The sequence below is a fragment of the Streptomyces noursei ATCC 11455 genome, from assembly GCF_001704275.1.
GTDB lineage: Bacteria > Actinomycetota > Actinomycetes > Streptomycetales > Streptomycetaceae > Streptomyces > Streptomyces noursei.
The window spans coordinates 7,746,274-7,768,161 of record NZ_CP011533.1 but is presented as its reverse complement, the minus strand read 5'-3'; the positions used below and the strand labels follow the sequence as shown (position 1 = coordinate 7,768,161).

Annotated in this window: 14 protein-coding genes, 3 rRNA genes and 1 riboswitch; of the genes, 3 read left to right on the top strand and 14 right to left on the bottom strand. The window is 66.8% G+C overall.

Annotated elements, in window-relative coordinates:
* Positions 1-16: 16 nt before the first annotated feature.
* Positions 17-2,902 (bottom strand): aminomethyl-transferring glycine dehydrogenase, encoded by a 2,886-nt coding sequence (gcvP, locus tag SNOUR_RS33115; RefSeq protein ID WP_067354430.1) that lies wholly within the window; start codon positions 2,900-2,902, stop codon positions 17-19.
* A gap of 189 nt (positions 2,903-3,091) precedes the next feature.
* Positions 3,092-3,189: riboswitch (glycine riboswitch) on the bottom strand.
* Positions 3,190-3,252: 63 nt separating this feature from the next.
* Between gcvP and SNOUR_RS33110 the strand changes: the two genes are divergently transcribed.
* Positions 3,253-3,687 carry a PRC-barrel domain-containing protein gene (locus tag SNOUR_RS33110; protein ID WP_079143007.1) on the top strand — a complete coding sequence of 145 codons (435 nt, stop codon included), beginning with the start codon at positions 3,253-3,255 and terminating at the stop codon, positions 3,685-3,687.
* Here the strand turns inward: SNOUR_RS33110 and SNOUR_RS33105 are convergent.
* The 13 genes from SNOUR_RS33105 to SNOUR_RS33040 form a co-directional block, all read right to left on the bottom strand.
* The gene (locus SNOUR_RS33105) at positions 3,597-5,042 is read right to left on the bottom strand and encodes a DNA polymerase IV (RefSeq protein ID WP_067354428.1); all 1,446 of its coding nucleotides are present in this window, start codon (positions 5,040-5,042) and stop codon (positions 3,597-3,599) included. The genes SNOUR_RS33110 and SNOUR_RS33105 overlap by 91 nt on opposite strands.
* Before the next feature lie 77 nt (positions 5,043-5,119).
* Positions 5,120-5,725, bottom strand: a complete 606-nt coding sequence (locus SNOUR_RS33100) for a MerR family transcriptional regulator (RefSeq protein ID WP_067354426.1) — start codon at positions 5,723-5,725, stop codon at positions 5,120-5,122.
* 185 nt (positions 5,726-5,910) lie between these two features.
* The gene (locus SNOUR_RS33095) at positions 5,911-6,381 is read right to left on the bottom strand and encodes a bifunctional nuclease family protein (protein ID WP_016571419.1); all 471 of its coding nucleotides are present in this window, start codon (positions 6,379-6,381) and stop codon (positions 5,911-5,913) included.
* Between the two features lie 53 nt (positions 6,382-6,434).
* Positions 6,435-7,181 (bottom strand): transcriptional regulator FtsR, encoded by a 747-nt coding sequence (gene ftsR, locus SNOUR_RS33090; RefSeq protein ID WP_067354423.1) that lies wholly within the window; start codon positions 7,179-7,181, stop codon positions 6,435-6,437.
* 16 nt (positions 7,182-7,197) lie between these two features.
* Positions 7,198-8,046, bottom strand: coding sequence for an FHA domain-containing protein (locus tag SNOUR_RS43515; protein ID WP_229921846.1), 849 nt, complete (start codon positions 8,044-8,046; stop codon positions 7,198-7,200).
* A gap of 118 nt (positions 8,047-8,164) precedes the next feature.
* On the bottom strand, positions 8,165-9,148 hold the full coding sequence (locus tag SNOUR_RS33075; RefSeq protein ID WP_312634206.1) for a DUF881 domain-containing protein: 984 nt from the start codon (positions 9,146-9,148) through the stop codon (positions 8,165-8,167).
* 5 nt (positions 9,149-9,153) lie between these two features.
* On the bottom strand, positions 9,154-9,486 hold the full coding sequence (locus tag SNOUR_RS33070) for a small basic family protein (RefSeq protein WP_016578706.1): 333 nt from the start codon (positions 9,484-9,486) through the stop codon (positions 9,154-9,156).
* The gene (locus tag SNOUR_RS33065) at positions 9,483-10,415 is read right to left on the bottom strand and encodes a DUF881 domain-containing protein (protein ID WP_174717922.1); all 933 of its coding nucleotides are present in this window, start codon (positions 10,413-10,415) and stop codon (positions 9,483-9,485) included. Before SNOUR_RS33065 ends, SNOUR_RS33070 begins: the two co-directional genes overlap by 4 nt.
* Before the next feature lie 75 nt (positions 10,416-10,490).
* Positions 10,491-12,986, bottom strand: coding sequence for a mannose-1-phosphate guanyltransferase (locus SNOUR_RS33060; RefSeq protein ID WP_067354414.1), 2,496 nt, complete (start codon positions 12,984-12,986; stop codon positions 10,491-10,493).
* 114 nt (positions 12,987-13,100) lie between these two features.
* Positions 13,101-13,715, bottom strand: coding sequence for a cardiolipin synthase ClsA (gene clsA, locus SNOUR_RS33055; protein WP_067354411.1), 615 nt, complete (start codon positions 13,713-13,715; stop codon positions 13,101-13,103).
* Between the two features lie 147 nt (positions 13,716-13,862).
* Positions 13,863-13,979, bottom strand: a 5S ribosomal RNA gene (gene rrf / locus SNOUR_RS33050).
* A gap of 71 nt (positions 13,980-14,050) precedes the next feature.
* Positions 14,051-17,172, bottom strand: a 23S ribosomal RNA gene (locus SNOUR_RS33045).
* Positions 17,173-17,478: 306 nt separating this feature from the next.
* A 16S ribosomal RNA gene (locus SNOUR_RS33040) occupies positions 17,479-19,007 on the bottom strand.
* The 16S, 23S and 5S rRNA genes sit together here, the layout of an rRNA operon.
* Before the next feature lie 601 nt (positions 19,008-19,608).
* Between SNOUR_RS33040 and SNOUR_RS33035 the strand changes: the two genes are divergently transcribed.
* Both SNOUR_RS33035 and ptsP read left to right on the top strand, forming a co-directional pair.
* On the top strand, positions 19,609-20,058 hold the full coding sequence (locus SNOUR_RS33035; protein WP_039638258.1) for a PTS sugar transporter subunit IIA: 450 nt from the start codon (positions 19,609-19,611) through the stop codon (positions 20,056-20,058).
* A gap of 82 nt (positions 20,059-20,140) precedes the next feature.
* Positions 20,141-21,811 (top strand): phosphoenolpyruvate--protein phosphotransferase, encoded by a 1,671-nt coding sequence (ptsP, locus tag SNOUR_RS33030; protein ID WP_067354409.1) that lies wholly within the window; start codon positions 20,141-20,143, stop codon positions 21,809-21,811.
* Positions 21,812-21,888: the final 77 nt, after the last annotated feature.

Genomic DNA, 21,888 nt, shown 5'->3' with positions numbered 1-21,888 from the left:
CGGTGGCGGGGGGTGATCAGACGTCGTACTCGTCCAGCGGCGGGCAGGAGCAGACGAGGTTGCGGTCACCGAAGGCACCGTCGATCCGGCGCACCGGCGGCCAGTACTTCTGCGCGGCGTTGACGCCGGCAGGGAAGACGGCCTCCTCGCGGCTGTAGGGGTGGTTCCACTCGCCGCCGAGCGCCGCCGCGGTGTGCGGGGCGTTGCGCAGCGGGTTGTCGTCCTTGTCCCACTCCCCCGAACCGACCTTCTCGATCTCCGCGCGGATGGCGATCATCGCGTCGCAGAACCGGTCCAGCTCGGTCAGGTCCTCGCTCTCGGTCGGCTCGATCATCAGCGTGCCGGCCACGGGGAAGGACATCGTCGGCGCGTGGAAGCCGTAGTCGATGAGCCGCTTGGCGACGTCGTCGATGCTCACTCCGGTCGCCTTGGTCAGCGGTCGGACGTCGACGATGCACTCGTGGGCGACCAGTCCGCCGGGGCCGGTGTAGAGCACCGGGTAGTGCGGCTCCAGGCGCTTGGCGATGTAGTTGGCGCCGAGCACCGCGACCTGGGTGGCGCGCTTGAGGCCCGCACCGCCCATGAGGCGGACGTACGTCCACGAGATCGGCAGGATGCCGGCCGAGCCCCAGGGGGCGGCGGAGATCGGCCCGACGCCGGTCTCCGGGCCCGCGGTGGGCTGCAGCGGGTGGTTGGGCAGGTACGGCGCCAGGTGGGCGCGGACCGCGACCGGGCCGACGCCGGGGCCGCCGCCGCCGTGCGGGATGCAGAACGTCTTGTGCAGGTTGAGGTGCGAGACGTCGCCGCCGAACTTCCCGGGCTCGGCCAGGCCGACCAGGGCGTTGAGGTTGGCGCCGTCCACGTAGACCTGACCGCCGGCCTCGTGCACCGTCGCGCAGATCTGGGTGATGTGCTCCTCGAACACGCCGTGGGTGGACGGGTAGGTGACCATCAGGACGGCCAGTTCGTCCCGGTGCTTCTCGATCTTGGCGTGCAGGTCGTCGATGTCGACCTCGCCGTCCGCACCGGTCTTGACGACGACGACCTTCATGCCGGCCATCACGGCGCTGGCGGCGTTGGTGCCGTGCGCCGACGACGGGATCAGGCAGACGGTGCGCTGCTCGTCCCCGTTGGCGCGGTGGTAGGCGCGGACCGCGAGCAGACCGGCCAGCTCGCCCTGGGAGCCGGCGTTGGGCTGGATGGACACCTTGTCGTAGCCGGTGACCGCGGCCAGCTGCTCCTCCAGTTCCTGGATGAGCGTGAGGTAGCCCTGGGCCTGGTCTGCGGGGGCGAAGGGGTGCAGCTGACCGAACTCGGGCCAGGTGACCGGCTCCATCTCGGTGGTGGCGTTCAGCTTCATCGTGCAGGAGCCGAGCGGGATCATGCCCCGGTCCAGCGCGTAGTCCTTGTCGGCGAGGGTGCGCAGGTAGCGCAGCATCGCGGTCTCGGAGCGGTGCTGGTGGAAGACCGGGTGGCCGAGGTAGTCGTCGGTGCGCAGCAGGGACTGCGGCAGGCTCTCCTCGACGGTCGCGTCCAGCGCTTCGATGTCGCCCTGGATGCCGAACGCGCCCCAGACGCCGGTGAGCTGGGCGCGCCCGGTGGTCTCGTCGCAGGCGATGCCGACCAGGTCGGCGTCGACCTCGCGGAGGTTGATGCCGGCCTCGCGGGCGGCGGCGACGACCTCGGCGGCCCGGCCGGGCACCCGTGCGGTCAGGGTGTCGAAGTAGACGTCGTGGACGAGCTCGACCCCGCCGGCCCGCAGGCCCGCGGCGAGGATCGTGGCGTAGCGGTGGGTGCGCCGGGCGATGGTCCGCAGCCCGTCGGGGCCGTGGTAGACGGCGTACATCCCGGCCATGACGGCGAGCAGCACCTGCGCGGTGCAGATGTTGCTGGTGGCCTTCTCGCGGCGGATGTGCTGCTCGCGGGTCTGCAGCGCCAGGCGGTATGCCTTGTTGCCGTCGGCGTCGACGGAGACGCCCACCAGACGGCCGGGCAGGCTGCGGGCGTACTGCTCGCGGACGGCCATGTAGCCGGCGTGCGGGCCTCCGAAGCCCATCGGGACGCCGAAGCGCTGGCTGGTGCCGACCGCGATGTCCGCGCCGAGCTCACCGGGCGGGGTGAGCAGCGTCAGCGCGAGCAGGTCGGCGGCGACGGTGACGATCGCGCCCAGCTCGTGCGCCCGCTCGATCACCGCGCGCGGGTCGCGCACCGCGCCGGACGCGCCCGGGTACTGGAGCAGCACACCGAAGACGCCGCGCTCGGCGATCTCCTCGGGGATGCCGTCGGACAGGTCGGCGACCACGACCTCCACACCGGTCGGTTCAGCCCGGGCCCGGATCACGGCGACGGTCTGCGGCAGACAGTCGGCGTCGACCAGGAAGACGCCCTGCTTGACCTTGCCGACCCGGCGGGAGAGCGCCATCGCCTCGGCGGCGGCGGTGCCCTCGTCCAGCAGCGACGCACCGGAGGTGGGCAGTCCGGTCAGGTCGGCGACGACGGTCTGGAAGTTCAGCAGGGCCTCCAGGCGACCCTGCGAGATCTCCGGCTGGTAGGGCGTGTAGGCCGTGTACCAGGAGGGGTTCTCCATGACGTTGCGCAGGATCACCGGCGGCGTGAAGGTGCCGTAGTAGCCGAGCCCGATCATGGGCGACAGCACCTGGTTGCGGTCGGCGAGCGCGCGCAGCTCGGCCAGGACCTCGGCCTCGGTGCGGCCCTCCGGCAGACCGAGTGCCTCGGTGCTCTTGATCACGTCGGGCACGGCGGTGGCCGTGAGTTCGTCCAGCGATCCGAAGCCGACCTGCGCGAGCATCTTCGCCTGCGCCTCGTGGTCGGGGCCGACGTGCCGCTGCTCGAACGGGATGCCCCGCTCCAGCTCGGTCAGGGAGATGCGGTGGGTGTTCATCTGCGGGGGCCTCCTGGTCAGTACGACCTACGAGGGGCACCACGGCGCTGGTGCCCGGACGGCCTCCCCCTCTGTCATCTCAACCTGAGAGCTTCACCGGTCCGCGGGCTGCGGTCCGGCTTTCACCGTCGGTGAGGAGGGGTTCCGGCATGGTGCCTGTCCGTGGCCCGCCCTGCTTTCCAGAGTGACCTCGTCCATGCGGTACGTGTGCCTGAGAGATTCCGGGGAGGATTTGCTCCTTCGGCGCCCTGGTCGCGAACGACAAAGGACTCTCCCGCATGGGGTCGACGGCCAATCGCCAGCCTACCAGCGCACCGCCGAAACGATCCTTCGAGTGGCCGGGGCATGAAATGTGCCGTTTCGTAGTGGTCACAAGGCAGTTGCGACCACGTGGAGGGACCGTGCAAACCGATATCGATCCCCGGAGCCTCATCGGCCGCAAAGCGTTCGACCGGAACGGCGCGAAAATAGGGACCGTCGACGAGGTGTACCTCGACGACGCGACGGGCGAACCGGAGTGGGCGGCCGTCCGCACCGGCCTGTTCAGCCGGGATGCGTTCGTCCCCTTGGAACCGAGCAAGATGGTCGGCGACAGCCTGCACATCCCCTACGACCGGAAGCTGATCAAGGACGCCCCGGACTTCGGCGTCGGCCGGCACCTCTCCCCCGAGCAGGAGCTCCAGCTCTACCACCACTACCGCCTGGATATCTCCTCACCGGCCTCCGACTCCGCCTCGCCCGCCGGCGACACCGACTTCGGGCGGATCGCCGGCGCGGACGACTGATCCGGCCCGCCGATCAGCGGCAGGGGCTCGCCCGGCCGCAGCGCCGGATCGTCGACGGTGAAGGTCCGCACCCGCCCCGGTGCGGACCATGGCGTCTCGAACCGTACGGTCACCCTCCCCAGGCCACTGCCCTGCACCCACCCGGCGCCGAACTCCTCGTGGACCACGTCCAGCCCCGGATACCAGCGCCGCGGCAGCTCCACGCCGGCCTCCGGCTCGCCCGCCGCCTCCTCGGCCGGCTCCGCGGCCCCGCCCGCCGCCTGCTCCTCGGCCTCCCGCTCCGTGGCCAGCTGGGCGAAGAGGTCCTCCTGCGTGAAGTCGGCCAGCCCGGTCACCCCCACGCCCAGCAGCCGCACCCCGCCCGTGGTGTCCACCGTCTCCAGCAGCCGCACCGCGGCCTCCCGGACGACGGCCGGGTCGTCGGTGGGCCCGCGCAGCGTCTCGGACCGGGTCAGCGTCGAGAAGTCGTAGTTCCGGACCTTGATCACCACCGTGCGCCCGGACCGCCCGGCCGCCCGCAGCCGCCCCACGCACCGGTCGGCCAGCCTCAGCACCTCGTTCCGCACCCGCGTCCGGTCGGTCAGATCGACCTCGAAGGTGTCCTCCACCGACACCGACTTCGCGTCCCGCTCGGCCACCACCGGCCGGTCGTCCTGCCCCAGCGCCATCGCGTACAGCCCGGTGCCGTGCGCCTTGCCCAGCAGCCGCACCAGCTCCGCCTCGCCGGCCTCCGCGGTCTCCGCGACGGTGTGGATCCCGGCCCGGCGCAGCGTCTCGGCCGTCGCCGGCCCGACCCCGGGCAGCGTCCGCACCGGCATCGGCCCGAGCAGCTCCCGCTCGGTGCCGGGCTCGATCACCACCAGGCCGTCCGGTTTCGCCGCCTCGGACGCGATCTTGGCGAGCATCTTGGCGCCGGCCAGCCCCACCGAACCGGTCAGCCCCGTGGCCGCCCGGATGTCGCGCCGCAGCTGCTCCCCCACCGCCCGCACCGCGGCCGTCTCCGCCGGCACCCCGCCCGCCTCCAGGTCCACGAAGGCTTCGTCCAGGCTCAGCGGCTCGACGAGCGGCGAGAGCGCCCGCAGCAGCTCCATGACCGTGTCACTCACTTGGCGGTACAGCGTGAACCGCGGACTGAGATAGGCGGCGTTGGGACACAGCCGACGCGCCTGCCCCGTCGGCATCGCCGAGCGCACCCCGAAGACCCGCGCCTCGTACGAGGCCGTGGCGACCACGCCGCGCGGCCCGATCCCGCCGACGACCACGGGCTTTCCCCGCAGGCTCGGCTTGGCCGCCTGCTCGGCGGCCGCATAGAACGCATCCATGTCCAGATGCAGGATCGTCGGCGCACGTCTCACACCACTGATGCTGCCGCACACCACTGACAATCGACCCGATCCCGGGCCGGCAAGGCCCGCCGGTCGCCGGTCGTCCGTCAGCCGGCCCGATTCCGCCGCCGCGCCAACTCGTCGTGCGGGTTCTTCCCGATCAGCGTCTCGCCGGTGTCCACCCGCTCACCGTGGAGCTGCGACAGTGTGCCCTCCACGTCCCGCCACACCACGCCCACGGCGATCCCGAAGACCCCCTGGCCGCCCTGGAGCAGATCCACGACCTGGTCGGGCGAGGTGCACTCGTAGACCGTCGCCCCGTCGCTCATCAGCGTCATCCGCGTCAGGTCGTCCAGCCCGCGCGCCCGCAGGTGCTGGACGGCGGTGCGGATGTTCTGCAGCGACACCCCGGTGTCCAGCAGCCGCTTGACGATCTTCAGGACGACGACGTCCCGGAAGCTGTAGAGCCGCTGGGTCCCGGACCCGTAGGCCGGCCGGATGCTGGGCTCCACCAGGCCCGTGCGCGCCCAATAGTCCAGCTGTCGGTAGGTGATGCCCGCCGCCGCACACGCGGTCGGTCCGCGGTAGCCGATGTTCTCCGCCTCGCGGGCCCCCGACATCGCAGCGGCCTGTACCGGGCCACGGTTCGCCGCCGCGCCCCTGTGGAGCGGCAATGCCCCTTCCGCCGCCGTACCGTCGCCGGTGATTGCCACGCCGCCCTCCGTCCTCCACGTCCCGGACGGGACCTGCCTTATCGACGGTATGCAGTCACTCGGGGTGCGTCAACGATCGCCGCGCTCGCCACGCCGAGTGATAATCACCCTACGAGTGGTTTCTCGTGACTTGTCGCGGGGAAGGGATTACAGGTTGGCCGGAAACAGGTGGTTCGCTTGGCCGATCACTGGTTGGTGCCGAAGTCCTCCGGCGAGATCTGGTCGAGGAACTCGCGGAACTTCTCCACCTCGTCCTCCTGCTCGTCGGGGATGGCGATGCCCGCGTCGTCCAGCACACCATCGGTACCGAAGATCGGGGTCCCGGTGCGCAGCGCCAGCGCTATGGCGTCCGACGGCCGCGCACTGACCTCGACACCACTGGCGAAGACCAGTTCGGCGTAGAAGACCCCTTCGCGCAGATCCGTGATCCGGACCTGCGTCAGCTCTTGCCCCACGGCTTCGAGCACGTCCTTGAAGAGGTCATGCGTCAGCGGCCTGGCGGGGACCATGCCCTGCTGGGCGAACGCGATGGCGGTGGCTTCTCCCGGCCCGATCCAGATGGGCAGGTAACGGTCGCCTCCCACCTCCCGCAGCAGCACGATCGGTTGGCTGGAAGGCATCTCCACCCGGACACCCACGACGTCGAGCTCGTTCACACAGCAACCCTAGGCCGTGCCCGGCCGGTTTGGGTAGTCGGGCACTCGTTTGCTCACGGCAGACGGATGCGCAGGGCGCTCTGCAACAGCGCCGCGTGCAGCCGCGCCGACAGCGTGGCCAGCTCCCTGGCGGTGGCCTCGGCATGAGCCCGGGTCTGCGGGTTCCGGTGCCGCCGAAGGGGTGCCACGACCTGCTCGACCAACCCCGCCTCGCGCTCTGCGGCCGCCTTCACGGCCCGCAGGTGCCGCGGCTCCAGACCGAATCGACCGAGGTCCGCCACGAGTTTGGCGACGGTGACCGCTTCGATGTCGTATCCCCCGTCCTCATGGGGGACGATGAGTCCGTACGACTCCCAGTCGGCGAGCGCTGCCTCGTCGACCTCGGTGGCGGCCAGCAGCTCGGCCCGGCCGATCCGGGCGGCCGTCGGGCGCTCCTCGTCGGGATCGGAGACGCCCTCGACGAGGTCCCGCGGCGCCGTCGGAGCGGGCAGCTGCACCTGCTCGCCCCGCTCCAGGGCGTCGAGGTGCTCCTTGATGACCTTCAAGGGGAGGTAGTGGTCCCGCTGCATCCGCAGCACGCTCGCCAGACGCTCGACGTCCGCCGCGGTGAATTTGCGGTACCCGGAAGGCGTGCGCTGCGGCTCGACCAGCCCTTCGGCCTCCAGGAACCGGATCTTGGAGATGGTGACCTCGGGGAACTCCTCGCGCAAGACGTTGAGCACCGTGCCGATGCTCATCGATTTGCGGTCCGAGGAGGCGGTGCCGGACGAGCCGGCACCGCCTGTCGGTGTGTGGCGCATATGCCTTCCCTGGCGGTCAGATACCGACGCCTCGCTGGCTCGCGTAGAAGACCAGACGGTACTTGCCGATCTGGACCTCGTCGCCGTTGGAGAGCACCGCGGAGTCGATCGGCTCGCGGTTGACGTAGGTGCCGTTGAGGCTGCCGACGTCGGTGACGGTGAAACGGCCGTCCGAACCGCGGCGGAACTCCACGTGGCTGCGGGAGACCGTCACGTCGTCGAGGAAGATGTCGCCCTGCGGGTGCCGACCCGCAGTCGTCAGCTCACCGTCCAGGAGGAAGCGGCTGCCGGCGTTCGGGCCCCGGCGGACGACCAGCAGGGCCGAGCCCATCGGCAGGGCGTCGACGGCGGCCTGGGCCTCCGGCGAGAGAGCCGGGGACAGGTTCTGCCCGGTGGCCTCCGCGTCGTATGCCTCGAGCCCCGAGATGGAGATCGTCGACGTCGTCTCGGAGGCCCGCTCGGGCTGGGCCCCCGGGCGCAGCGGCGCGCCGCAGTTGGAGCAGAACCGGCTCGCCTCGGCGTTCCGGTGCCCACACCTCGTACAAACCGGCAAGGTCGACCCTCCACCCGTGTGTGCGGCTGATGGTTCCTGGGAACCTATGCGGCCGGCACCGGAGGGGTCAACAGAACCCGCGCCATGCCCCCCGGACGGACCGCCGACCTCGTCACGGAAGAGCGGACGACTCTCGGACCCGGAGCCCTCCTCCTGGCGGCGCGGAGCGCGGTGCCGCGCGGAGCCGCCGTCGCCTTCCTGACGCGCGCTCTTGCCGAACAGCTTTCCAAACAACTTCACGGGCGATTCCCCTTGTACGACACAGACCCGCCCGTGGGGCAGGACGAACCCTCGATGCACACACCGGCCGATCCGGACATCCTGTGAACGTCCGTGGCCTTCAGACAGTTTCCACCACACACCACACGCACGGTGCGTCGACCCCCCGCTACCTCATGCCCTCGCCGGGCCATCACCATACGCAGACGCCTCACTGGGATGACAACCGAGCGTAGTCAGGCCGCTTCGCCTCCCGCAAGGCGTCCACAATGATCTTCTGTTCACGGGTCACAGACACCTTGGCCTGCTCCTTTTCCAGTGTCTGGACCACTCCGCCAGGGATGTTGAGCGCCGGCTCCAGGTCCTCCGGCTTCCCGATGACCTTGAAGCGGTACGGCGGCGTGACGTTCTTGCCGTCGACCTCCACCCCGCCCCGGAGGTCCGAAAGAGAGGTGTTCGCGACGACGCGAACGCTGTTTACCTGGATGGCCTCGGCTCCAGCCGCCCGCAGTTCCTGGATGGTGTCCAGCAGTTTGTCCGCCTCCACGGAGTGGTGGGGATCGTCGATGGTCAGGTTGATGCCGGGGCCTTGCGCCGCGACGGTCCCGGCCAGCACACCCAGCTGCTGTTCCTTCTCCACGGTCTGCTTGCGAGCCTCCTCGGCTTGGTCCGAGCTGTTCTCCAGCTCGGTCTTCTGTCCCTCCAGGCGCCGCTGCTCATCCGTCAACCGCTGGGAGCGGTTGTCCAGTTCGTCCAGAATGCGCACCAAGTCCTCTTGGCGCGCACCCCGCAGCGCACTGCTGTCACTGGTGGAACGTACCTGAATCGCGAGGCCGAGGCCGAGAATGAACAGGAGCAACGCGACGATCAGTTGAGCCCGGGACACCCGCGGCGGCCACAGACCGGCGCGGAGCCGCTGCCTGCCGGTCAGCGGAGGCGCGGCGGCTTCCTCGTCCGGTGCCGCGTCCACACCCGCACCAACTGCCGGTTCGGCCCCCTTCTGTCCGGCTTCGTTCTTCCGGGGTTCCGATTCCGCTCCGGCGGTGTGCCCGTCCGCCCGCACTGGACGGCGGGGACTCTCCGGCGGCATCGGCTGCCGCCCGGCGGGACTGTCCGCACGGCCCTCCTGCGCCGGGCCGGGCGCCGGCCGCCCGTCCGGCGTGCGCTCCGGCTCCGGGGTCTCGTCCGTTGCCATCGGCCTCACGCCCGGAAGACGTGCCGACGGATCGCGGCAGCGTTGGAGAAGATGCGGATGCCGAGCACCACGACGACGCCGGTGGAGAGTTGGGCGCCGACGCCCAGTTTGTCCCCGAGGAAGACGATAAGGGCGGCGACGACGACGTTCGACAGGAAGGAGACGACGAAGACCTTGTCGTCGAAGATGCCGTCCAGCATCGCCCGCAGACCACCGAACACGGCATCCAGCGCGGCGACGACAGCGATCGGCAAGTAGGGCTCGACCACCGTCGGCACCACGGGTCGGACGACGATTCCGACCACGACTCCTACGATGAGGCCCAGTACGGCGATCACGATGTGCCCTTCCCTGTGTCGGCGCCGACCGCCTTCGCGGCACCGGCCTTCGGCTTTGCGGTACGTACGGTCAAACTGGGCGCGGGCGGCAGCGTGACCTCGCTCTCCACGGAAATCCTGGCGCGCACGCCGTAGTTCTCCTGCAACACATGCAGATACTGGCCATCGGCGCTGTCCTGGAACTTGGTGCTCAGCCGCTGCCCGTCCCCCACCGCCAGCACCGTATAGGGCGGCACCAGTGGCTTGTTGTCGACCAGTATGGCGTCTCCCGCGGCTCTGATCGCCGAGAGCGACGTGAGCCGCTGCCCATTGACGGAGATGGCCTCCGCACCGGACTGCCACAGGCCGTTGACGACCCGCTGCATGTCACGGTCGCGCACCCGACCGGTGTCGGAGAAGTCGCTGCTCTCGCGCGGACCTCCGGTGCCGGCTTCGGAACCCTTGGCGTCGTCCACGACCAGCTTCACGCCCGGCCCGGTGACCTGCGTCGAGCCCGCCAGCAACGCGAGCAGTTCGGCCTTGCCTTCACCGCTCTGTTTCAGCGCCTCGCGCTGCATCCGGTCCACCGCATCCCGGGTCGCGTCGACCCGCTGCTGCTGGCCGTCGGCCTCGGCGGTGCCCTTCTGGATGCGGTGGATCAGCTCCTCCCGCTCCTTGGCCAGCGTCGGCGCCGCGACCCGCGCCTGCGCCGCCCCCACGGTCACCACCAGCGCCGCCAGCACCAAACCGGCCGCCAGGCCCAACTTCGCGCGCAGCGTGCGCGGCAGGCCGCTGACGCCCTCTGCGGACTTCCGCGCGGCGGCCTCGGCGTATCCGTCGTCGAGGCTGTGATCCATCACGTTGGTCAGCAGCGACATGGAGGCGTCCGGGCGCGCGGCCAACGGGTGGGGGTTGCTCCGAACGGGGCGCTGCTGCGACATGCCGCACATCGTCCCATGTCGGCGGCACGGTCTCCCAATGGCCCCACCGGCGTGCCGATCGGCGGCACGCCGGTGGGGCCAGGGTCAGCGTCCGGCGCTGTCCACGACAACCGCCCACTCGTCCAGCAGCTGCTGGGCGGAGGCGTCGTCCGGCCCTTCCGCCCAGAGATGGGTGACCGCCTCGGCCGGGTCGGGCAGCACCAGCACCCAGCGCCCGTCGGCCTCCACGATCCGCACACCGTCGGTGGTGTCCACGTCCCGATCGCCGGCCGCCTCCACGACGTGCCGCATCACCAGGCCCTTCACCGCCCACGGCGTCGCCAGATCCCGCCGGTGGACGTGCGCCCGCGGGATCCGCGCGTCGATCTGGCTGAGCGTGAGCTGCGTACGGGCCACCAGACCGATCAGCCGGACGAACGCGGCGGCGCCATCGAAGACGCTGCTGAACTCCGGGATGATGAAACCGCCCAGACCGTCGCCGCCGAAGATCGTGGCGTCCTGGCGCCCCACCCGGGTCAGGTCGTCCGGTGAGGTCGTCGTCCACTCGACCTGCGTGCCGTGGTACGCCGCCACCTGCTCGGCGATCCGGGTCGTGGTGACCGGCAGCGCCACCCGCCCACTGCGCCGCTCGGCCGCGACCAGGTCCAGCATCACCAGCAGCGCGCGATCGTCCTCGATGATCCGGCCGCGCTCGTCCACCAGGGAGAGCCGCTCGCCGACGGGGTCGAACCGCACGCCGAACGCGGCCCGCGCCGAGGCCACGATCTCACCGAGCCGGACCAGACCGGAGCGGCGGGCGTCGCCGGTCTCGGTCGGCCGGGCCTCGTCCAGACCGGGGTTGATGGTCAACGAGTCGACGCCGAGCCGTCCCAGGAGGCTGGGCAGCACCAGGCCGGCGCTGCCGTTCGAGGCGTCCACGACGACCTTCAGGCCGGACTCGCCGATGCCCGTGGTGTCCACGGCCCGCAGCATCGCCCCCGTATAGGAGTCGAAGACGCTGGCCGGGAACTGGAGATCACCGATCTCACCGGGGAAGGCCCGACGGTACTCCTGGCGGGCATAGACCCGGTCGAGCTTGCGCTGCCCGGCCTGCGAGAGGTCCGCCCCCCGCTCGTCGAAGAACATGATGTCGACGGAGTCCGGCACCCCCGGCGTCGTCCGCACCATGATCCCGCCGGCACTGCCGCGAGCGGTCTGCTGACGGGCCACCGGCAGCGGTACGTTCTCCAGGTCGCGGACGTCGATGGCGCTCGCCTGCAGCGCGGAGATCACCGCGCGCTTGAGGGCCCGGGCGCCACGCGAGTGATCGCGCGCCGTGGTGACCGTGGCGCCCTTCTTCAACGTGGTGGCATACGCACCGGCGAGCCGCACGGCCAGTTCCGGAGTGATCTCGACATTGAGGATCCCCGACACACCGCGCGCCCCGAAAAGGTGCGCCTGGCCGCGGGACTCCCAGATGACGGAGGTGTTGACGAACGCACCGGCCTCGATCGTCTTGAAGGGATAGACCCGCACGTTGCCCTGGACGATCGACTCCTCGCCGATGAGGCACTCATCGCCGATGACCGCGCCGTCCTCGATCCGCGCGGCCCGCATGATGTCGGTGTTCTTGCCGATGACGCAGCCGCGCAAATTGCTCTGCTGGCCGATGTAGACGTTGTCGTGCACCACGGCCCGGTGCAGGAACGCACCGCTCTTGACGACGACGTTGGAGCCGACGACGGTGTGCTCGCGGATCTCCACATCCGCCTCGACCTTGGCGTAGTCCCCGACGTACAACGGGCCGCGCAACACCGCGTCCGGGTGCACCTCCGCGCCTTCGGCGACCCACACCCCCGGCGAGATCTCGAAACCATCGATATCGACGTCGACCTTGCCTTCGAGCACATCGGCCTGGGCCTTCACATAGCTTTCGTGCGTGCCGACGTCCTCCCAATAGCCCTCGGCGACATAGCCGTAGATGGGCTTGCCTTCCTTCATCAGCTGCGGGAAGACGTCCCCGGACCAGTCCACCGGAACGTCGGCCTCGACGTAGTCGAAGACCTCCGGCTCCATCACGTAGATACCGGTATTGACGGTGTCCGAGAAGACCTGGCCCCAGGTGGGCTTCTCCAGGAAGCGCTCGACCTGCCCGGCCTCGTCGACGATGGTGATGCCGAACTCCAGCGGATTGGGCACCCGCGTGAGGCACACGGTGACGAGGGCGCCCTTTTGCTTGTGGAACCGGATGAGATCGCTCAGGTCGAAGTCGGTGAGAGCGTCACCGGAGATGACCAGGAAGGCGTCGTCCTTGAGGGCCTCCTCGGCGTTCTTCACGCTGCCCGCGGTGCCGAGTGGCTTTTCCTCATTGGCGTAGGTGAGCTCCATTCCCAGCTCTTCTCCGTCGCCGAAATAGTTCCGGACGAGCGAAGCCAGGAATTGCACGGTCACGACGGTCTCGGTGAGACCATGCCTTTTCAACAGCCGCAGTACATGCTCCATGATCGGCCTGTTGACCACCGGGAGCAGCGGCTTGGGCATGCTGGATGTCATGGGGCGAAGACGAGTGCCTTCGCCGCCGGCCATCACAACGGCCTTCATGTCGGAAGCGTCCTCCTCGAAGAGACGACGGTCTTGCCGACTTCACTTGTCAAGGGCGCCCACTGTTTCCCCAATGGGCGCCCGGCCTTGGCACGATCTGCCTCTTCGGCGAGCTCAGTCGGCCGTGGCGTCCGCCCTGATGATCCGGCGGACCTGGACCACGTAGAGGATCCCTGCCCACCAGTAGAGCGCCGTACCCCATCCGGCGAACGCCCATCCGAAAACGGTCGCGAGCATGTGAAGCCAGCTATGTCCGTCTCCGTCGCTCAGCAGCAGCAACGGGAAGGCGTACATCAAGTTGAACGTAGCCGCTTTGCCCAGGAAGTTCACCTGGGGAGGCCCGTAGCCGTGGCGTCCGAGGAGCCCCACCGCGATGAGCAGCATCAACTCGCGGGCCAGCAGCGCTGCGGTGAGCCACACCGGAAGGATCTCCCGCCAGGTCAGACCGACCAGGGTGGAGAGGATGTAGAGGCGATCGGCGGCCGGGTCGAGGATCCGCCCCAGGCTGCTGATCTGGTTCCAGCGCCGGGCGAGCTTGCCGTCGAGGTAATCGCTGACACCGCTCAGCGCGAGCACGAGCAGCGCCCAGCCGTCGACGTTCGGACCGCCGAACGCCGGCCAGAGGATCAGCCACAGGAACACCGGCACGCCGACCAGGCGCGCCATGCTCAGGATATTCGGGATGGTGAGGACACGGTCTGTCTGGATCCGCGTCTCCTGGACCTCCACGCGGAAGCCTCCTGTGGGAGAAATATGCCGATGTTGTCCCCGACTTTACCCGGCCCGCCGGCCACCTCGTACCGCGGGTCCCCGTTCCGAAACGCAAGAAAGCCCCGTTGGGAACCGAGGTTCCCAACGGGGCTTCTTCTAAAATTAGTTCGGCGGCGTCCTACTCTCCCACAGGGTCCCCCCTGCAGTACCATCGGCGCTGAAAGGCTTAGCTTCCGGGTTCGGAATGTAACCGGGCGTTTCCCTAACGCTATAACCACCGAAACACTATGAAACAAAGAACAACCGTTGGTCTGTTCGTGGCTTCAGAACCAACACAGTGGACGCGAGCAACTGAGGACAAGCCCTCGGCCTATTAGTACCAGTCAACTCCACACCTTACGGCGCTTCCATATCTGGCCTATCAACCCAGTCATCTACTGGGAGCCTTACCCCATCAAGTGGGTGGGAGCCCTCATCTCGAAGCAGGCTTCCCGCTTAGATGCTTTCAGCGGTTATCCTTTCCGAACGTAGCCAACCAGCCATGCCCTTGGCAGAACAACTGGCACACCAGAGGTCCGTCCGTCCCGGTCCTCTCGTACTAGGGACAGCCCTTCTCAAGACTCCTACGCGCGCAGCGGATAGGGACCGAACTGTCTCACGACGTTCTAAACCCAGCTCGCGTACCGCTTTAATGGGCGAACAGCCCAACCCTTGGGACCGACTCCAGCCCCAGGATGCGACGAGCCGACATCGAGGTGCCAAACCATCCCGTCGATATGGACTCTTGGGGAAGATCAGCCTGTTATCCCCGGGGTACCTTTTATCCGTTGAGCGACGGCGCTTCCACAAGCCACCGCCGGATCACTAGTCCCTACTTTCGTACCTGCTCGACCCGTCAGTCTCACAGTCAAGCTCCCTTGTGCACTTACACTCAACACCTGATTACCAACCAGGCTGAGGGAACCTTTGGGCGCCTCCGTTACCCTTTAGGAGGCAACCGCCCCAGTTAAACTACCCACCAGACACTGTCCCTGATCCGGATCACGGACCCAGGTTAGACATCCAGCACGACCAGAGTGGTATTTCAACAACGACTCCACACCAACTGGCGTTGGCGCTTCAAAGTCTCCCACCTATCCTACACAAGCCGAACCGAACACCAATATCAAGCTATAGTAAAGGTCCCGGGGTCTTTCCGTCCTGCTGCGCGAAACGAGCATCTTTACTCGTAATGCAATTTCACCGGGCCTATGGTTGAGACAGTCGAGAAGTCGTTACGCCATTCGTGCAGGTCGGAACTTACCCGACAAGGAATTTCGCTACCTTAGGATGGTTATAGTTACCACCGCCGTTTACTGGCGCTTAAGTTCTCAGCTTCGCCCCACCGAAATGGAGCTAACCGGTCCCCTTAACGTTCCAGCACCGGGCAGGCGTCAGTCCGTATACATCGCCTTACGGCTTCGCACGGACCTGTGTTTTTAGTAAACAGTCGCTTCTCGCTGGTCTCTGCGGCCACCCCCAGCTCAGACAGTAAATGTCATCACCAGAAATGGCCCCCCTTCTCCCGAAGTTACGGGGGCATTTTGCCGAGTTCCTTAACCATAGTTCACCCGAACGCCTCGGTATTCTCTACCTGACCACCTGAGTCGGTTTAGGGTACGGGCCGCCTTGAAACTCACTAGAGGCTTTTCTCGACAGCATAGGATCATCCACTTCACCACAATCGGCTCGGCATCAGGTCTCAGCCTTAACGTGTGACGGATTTGCCTACCACACGGCCTACACCCTTACCCCGGGACAACCACCGCCCGGGCTGGACTACCTTCCTGCGTCACCCCATCGCTTACCTACTACAAGTCTGGTCCGTCGGCTCCACCACTCCCCTCAACTCCGAAGAGATCAGGGCGGCTTCACGGACTTAGCATCGCCTGATTCAGTATTGGGCGCTTCAAAGCGGGTACCGGAATATCAACCGGTTGTCCATCGACTACGCCTGTCGGCCTCGCCTTAGGTCCCGACTTACCCTGGGCAGATCAGCTTGACCCAGGAACCCTTAGTCAATCGGCGCAAGAGTTTCCCACTCTTGTATCGCTACTCATGCCTGCATTCTCACTCGTGAACCGTCCACAACTCGTTTCCACGGCTGCTTCACCCGGCACACGACGCTCCCCTACCCATCACGATCCCCGTTAGGAGTAATATCGCAATGACACGACTTCGGCGGTGTACTTGAGCCCCGCTACATTGTCGGCGCGGAATCACTTGACCAGTGAGCTATTACGCACTCTTTCAAGGGTGGCTGCTTCTAAGCCAACCTCCTGGTTGTCTCTGCGACTCCACATCCTTTCCCACTTAGCACACGCTTAGGGGCCTTAGTCGATGCTCTGGGCTGTTTCCCTCTCGACCATGGAGCTTATCCCCCACAGTCTCACTGCCGCGCTCTCACTTACCGGCATTCGGAGTTTGGCTAAGGTCAGTAACCCGGTAGGGCCCATCGCCTATCCAGTGCTCTACCTCCGGCAAGAAACACACGACGCTGCACCTAAATGCATTTCGGGGAGAACCAGCTATCACGGAGTTTGATTGGCCTTTCACCCCTAACCACAGGTCATCCCCCAGGTTTTCAACCCTGGTGGGTTCGGTCCTCCACGAAGTCTTACCTCCGCTTCAACCTGCCCATGGCTAGATCACTCCGCTTCGGGTCTTGAGCATGCTACTCCAACGCCCTATTCGGACTCGCTTTCGCTACGGCTTCCCCACACGGGTTAACCTCGCAACATACCGCAAACTCGCAGGCTCATTCTTCAAAAGGCACGCAGTCACGACCACACAGCAAGCTGCATGGCGACGCTCCCACGGCTTGTAGGCACACGGTTTCAGGTACTATTTCACTCCGCTCCCGCGGTACTTTTCACCATTCCCTCACGGTACTATCCGCTATCGGTCACCAGGGAATATTTAGGCTTAACGGGTGGTCCCGCCAGATTCACACGGGATTTCTCGGGCCCCGTGCTACTTGGGTGGCTCTCAAGCAAGCCGCTGACATTTCAGCTACGGGGGTCTTACCCTCTACGCCGGACCTTTCGCATGTCCTTCGCCTATATCAACGGTTTCTGACTCACCGACCGGCCGGCAGACCGATCAAGAAAGCTCCCACAACCCCAACCACGCAACCCCTGCCGGGTATCACACGTGACTGGTTTAGCCTCATCCAGTTTCGCTCGCCACTACTCCCGGAATCACGGTTGTTTTCTCTTCCTGCGGGTACTGAGATGTTTCACTTCCCCGCGTTCCCTCCACACTGCCTATGTGTTCAGCAGCGGGTGACAGCCCATGACGACTGCCGGGTTTCCCCATTCGGACACCCCCGGATCAAAGCTCGGTTGACAGCTCCCCGGGGCCTATCGCGGCCTCCCACGTCCTTCATCGGTTCCTGGTGCCAAGGCATCCACCGTGCGCCCTTAAAAACTTGGCCACAGATGCTCGCGTCCACTGTGCAGTTCTCAAACAACGACCAGCCACCCACCACCCCAACCCGAAGGCTGAGTTCACTGGGACCGGCATCCCGAAGGCTCAGACCATAGTCCGCACCCTCAGACACCCAACAGCGTGCCCGACCAGTTCAACCCACAGTCCCGTGTTCCACGCCGAAGCAGTACTAACGATCCATGACCCTGAACAGGCCGAGTAGTCAACGTTCCACCCATGAGCAACCAGCATCAGACACTCGCTGATGTACTGGCCTCTGACCAAGCAAAGCTCGGTAAGAAGTGCTCCTTAGAAAGGAGGTGATCCAGCCGCACCTTCCGGTACGGCTACCTTGTTACGACTTCGTCCCAATCGCCAGTCCCACCTTCGACGATTCCCTCCCACAAGGGGTTGGGCCACCGGCTTCGGGTGTTACCGACTTTCGTGACGTGACGGGCGGTGTGTACAAGGCCCGGGAACGTATTCACCGCAGCAATGCTGATCTGCGATTACTAGCAACTCCGACTTCATGGGGTCGAGTTGCAGACCCCAATCCGAACTGAGACCGGCTTTTTGAGATTCGCTCCACCTCGCGGTATCGCAGCTCATTGTACCGGCCATTGTAGCACGTGTGCAGCCCAAGACATAAGGGGCATGATGACTTGACGTCGTCCCCACCTTCCTCCGAGTTGACCCCGGCAGTCTCCTGTGAGTCCCCATCACCCCGAAAGGCATGCTGGCAACACAGAACAAGGGTTGCGCTCGTTGCGGGACTTAACCCAACATCTCACGACACGAGCTGACGACAGCCATGCACCACCTGTACACCGACCACAAGGGGGGCACTATCTCTAATGCTTTCCGGTGTATGTCAAGCCTTGGTAAGGTTCTTCGCGTTGCGTCGAATTAAGCCACATGCTCCGCTGCTTGTGCGGGCCCCCGTCAATTCCTTTGAGTTTTAGCCTTGCGGCCGTACTCCCCAGGCGGGGAACTTAATGCGTTAGCTGCGGCACGGACGACGTGGAATGTCGCCCACACCTAGTTCCCAACGTTTACGGCGTGGACTACCAGGGTATCTAATCCTGTTCGCTCCCCACGCTTTCGCTCCTCAGCGTCAGTATCGGCCCAGAGATCCGCCTTCGCCACCGGTGTTCCTCCTGATATCTGCGCATTTCACCGCTACACCAGGAATTCCGATCTCCCCTACCGAACTCTAGCCTGCCCGTATCGAATGCAGACCCGGGGTTAAGCCCCGGGCTTTCACATCCGACGCGACAAGCCGCCTACGAGCTCTTTACGCCCAATAATTCCGGACAACGCTCGCGCCCTACGTATTACCGCGGCTGCTGGCACGTAGTTAGCCGGCGCTTCTTCTGCAGGTACCGTCACTCTCGCTTCTTCCCTGCTGAAAGAGGTTTACAACCCGAAGGCCGTCATCCCTCACGCGGCGTCGCTGCATCAGGCTTTCGCCCATTGTGCAATATTCCCCACTGCTGCCTCCCGTAGGAGTCTGGGCCGTGTCTCAGTCCCAGTGTGGCCGGTCGCCCTCTCAGGCCGGCTACCCGTCGTCGCCTTGGTGAGCCATTACCTCACCAACAAGCTGATAGGCCGCGGGCTCATCCTTCACCGCCGGAGCTTTCCACACGGAGATCATGCGACCCCGTGTCATATCCGGTATTAGACCCCGTTTCCAGGGCTTGTCCCAGAGTGAAGGGCAGATTGCCCACGTGTTACTCACCCGTTCGCCACTAATCCCCGACCGAAGCCGGTTCATCGTTCGACTTGCATGTGTTAAGCACGCCGCCAGCGTTCGTCCTGAGCCAGGATCAAACTCTCCGTGAATGCTTTCCGGACTGCGTTTAATGAAAAACTGCCGGTATCAACACTCGCGTTGAGCGGAACCACAAGGAGGAATAATCCTCGCGGTTCACAGCGTCCTCGCTGTGCGCCTCCCAAAGCTATTGGAAGGACTTTTCAAAGGAACCTCATCTCCATGATGGAGACGGGGTATCAACATATCTGGCGTTGACTTTTGGCACGCTGTTGAGTTCTCAAGGAACGGACGCTTCCTTCGGATTCCCTTCCGGGTTTCCTCCGGGCGCTTCCCTTCGGTGTTTCACACTCTATCAGGGCTTTTCCGGCTTTCGAACCACCGCTTTTCTGCAGGCATGCAGAAGCGCACGATTCGAGAATCTGGATCAAGACTCTGAGGAGTGCCGCCCACTCAGTCGGTCGCGTCGAGCGCTTCCTGGCTGTCCGGGGCAGATCCCAAACACTACAGCGGCCGGATGGGCGAGGCAAATCGATTCCGCGTCGGTGGGGCCTCAATCGGGCTCTGTCATGCGGAACCGTCAGTTCTTATGACTTACGCTTCTCAACGGTGCGCCGTCCGGGACAGGCAGTGACGGCGGCCTGATGAATCTTCACCCCTGGGAGGTTTCCCATGACCACCGTGACGTCCCCTCTTGCAGGACGCGCCATCGGCCTCGCGGCTGTGCCGGACCCCGTCTTCTCCGGCGCGATGGTGGGCCCCGGTACCGCCATCGACCCGGTGCGTGAGCCGTCGGAGGCGGTTTCGCCCGTGGAGGGCGTGATCGTCTCGCTCCACCCGCATGCGTTCGTCGTCGTAGACGCCGAAGGTCACGGCGTGCTGACGCACCTTGGTATCGACACCGTGCAGCTCAATGGCGAAGGCTTCGAGCTGCTGGTGAACAAGGGCGACACCGTGACCCGCGGACAGGCTGTCGTGCGCTGGAACCCGGCCGCGGTCGAGGAGGCCGGCAAGTCGCCGGTGTGCCCCGTCGTCGCGCTGGAGGCCACCGCGGACTCGCTCGGCGAGGTGCGCGAGGACGGCGACATCAAGGCCGGCGACGCGCTCTTCTCCTGGCAGTAGGCAGCCGGGTGCCGTCGTGAGACGGCAGGTACGACATCCACCGCGGCGGCCGGGCCCGCCGCAACAACCGGAGACGGGTGACATGGAGACAACGCTGCGGGGCGTCGGGGTGAGCCACGGCGTGGCCATCGGCGAGGTGCGGCACATGGGGACGGCGGTGCTGGAGCCGCCGGCCAAGCAGATTCCGGCGGAGGAGGCGGAGCGCGAGCAGGGCCGGGCCCGTCAGGCCGTGGAAGCCGTCGCCGCCGACTTGATCGCGCGGGGCAATCTGGCCGGCGGCGAGGCACAGCACGTGCTGGAGGCCCAGGCCATGATGGCGCAGGACCCCGAGCTGATGGCCGATGTCGAACGGCGGATCGCCGTCGGCAGCACGGCCGAGCGCGCGGTGTACGACGCGTTCGCGGCCTACCGCGCGTTGCTGGCCGGGGCGGGTGAGTACCTCGCGGGCCGGGTCGCCGACCTCGATGACGTGCGGAACCGTATCGTCGCGCGGCTGCTGGGCGTGCCGATGCCGGGCGTTCCGGACAGCGACGAGCCGTATGTGCTGATCGCGCGGGATCTCGCGCCGGCAGACACCGCGCTGCTGGATCCGACGCTGGTGCTCGGTTTCGTGACCGAGGAGGGCGGGCCGACCAGCCACAGCGCGATCCTGGCGCGGGCGCTGGGCGTGCCGGCCGTGGTGGCGCTGCCGGGTGCGGGCGAGCTCGTCGAGGGCACCGTGATCGCGGTGGACGGCAGCACCGGTGAGGTGTTCGTCGACCCGAGCGCGGAGAAGCGGGCGGCGCTGGCGAAGGCTGCGGAGGAGCGGAAGGCGGCGCTGGCCGCGTCGTCCGGTCCGGGTGCCACGTCCGATGGACACAAGGTGCCGCTGCTGGCGAACGTCGGCGGGCCGGCGGATGTGCCGACGGCGGTGGAGGCCGGTGCGGAGGGCGTCGGGCTGTTCCGTACGGAGTTCCTGTTCCTCGACGACAGCAAGCAGGCGCCGTCGGAGGAGAAGCAGGTCGAGGCGTACCGGCAGGTGCTGGAAGCCTTCCCCGAGGGGCGCGTGGTGGTTCGCGTGCTGGACGCGGGGGCGGACAAGCCGCTGGACTTCCTGACGCCGGCCGACGAGCCGAACCCGGCGCTGGGCGTGCGGGGTCTGCGAACCCTGCTGGACCACCCCGACGTGCTGCGGACGCAGCTCCAGGCGCTGGCGAAGGCTGCCGAGGGGCTGCCGGTCTACCTTGAGGTCATGGCCCCGATGGTGGCGGACCGGATGGACGCCAAGGCGTTCGCGGACGCCTGCCGGGAGGCCGGGCTGCAGGCGAAGTTCGGTGCCATGGTGGAGATTCCGTCGGCGGCGCTGCGGGCGCGGTCGATCCTGCAGGAGGTGGAGTTCCTGTCGCTGGGCACCAACGACCTGGCGCAGTACACCTTCGCGGCGGACCGGCAGGTGGGCGCGGTGTCCCGGCTGCAGGACCCGTGGCAGCCGGCGCTGCTGGACCTGGTGGCGGCTTCGGCCGAGGCCGCCAAGGCCGAGGGCAAGAGCTGCGGCGTGTGCGGTGAGGCGGCCTCCGATCCGCTGTTGGCGTGCGTGCTGACGGGTCTGGGGGTCACCAGCCTGTCCATGGGCGCGGCGTCGATTCCGTATGTGCGGGCGACGCTGGCCAAGCACACGCTGGCGCAGTGCGAGCGGGCGGCTGCCGCGGCGCGGGCCGCGGACACCGCGGAGGATGCCCGGGCGGCCGCGCAGGCGGTGCTCTCCGGGGAGTGATCCGGGCGGCGCGCGGCGCCGTGTGAGGTGAGAGGGACGGCCGTCCCGCCTTTGTGGCGGGGCGGCCGTTTCGCGTG

Bases quoted from the DNA above. Each gene is read 5' to 3' on its own strand.
- gcvP (WP_067354430.1), bottom strand. From the start codon at position 2,902: ATGAACACCCACCGCATCTCCCTGACCGAGCTGGAGCGGGGCATCCCG.
- SNOUR_RS33110 (WP_079143007.1), top strand. From the start codon at position 3,253: ATGTGCCGTTTCGTAGTGGTCACAAGGCAGTTGCGACCACGTGGAGGG.
- ftsR (WP_067354423.1), bottom strand. From the start codon at position 7,181: ATGCGCCACACACCGACAGGCGGTGCCGGCTCGTCCGGCACCGCCTCC.
- SNOUR_RS33075 (WP_312634206.1), bottom strand. From the start codon at position 9,148: ATGGCAACGGACGAGACCCCGGAGCCGGAGCGCACGCCGGACGGGCGG.
- SNOUR_RS33065 (WP_174717922.1), bottom strand. From the start codon at position 10,415: ATGTGCGGCATGTCGCAGCAGCGCCCCGTTCGGAGCAACCCCCACCCG.
- SNOUR_RS33060 (WP_067354414.1), bottom strand. From the start codon at position 12,986: ATGAAGGCCGTTGTGATGGCCGGCGGCGAAGGCACTCGTCTTCGCCCC.
- SNOUR_RS33035 (WP_039638258.1), top strand. From the start codon at position 19,609: ATGACCACCGTGACGTCCCCTCTTGCAGGACGCGCCATCGGCCTCGCG.
- ptsP (WP_067354409.1), top strand. From the start codon at position 20,141: ATGGAGACAACGCTGCGGGGCGTCGGGGTGAGCCACGGCGTGGCCATC.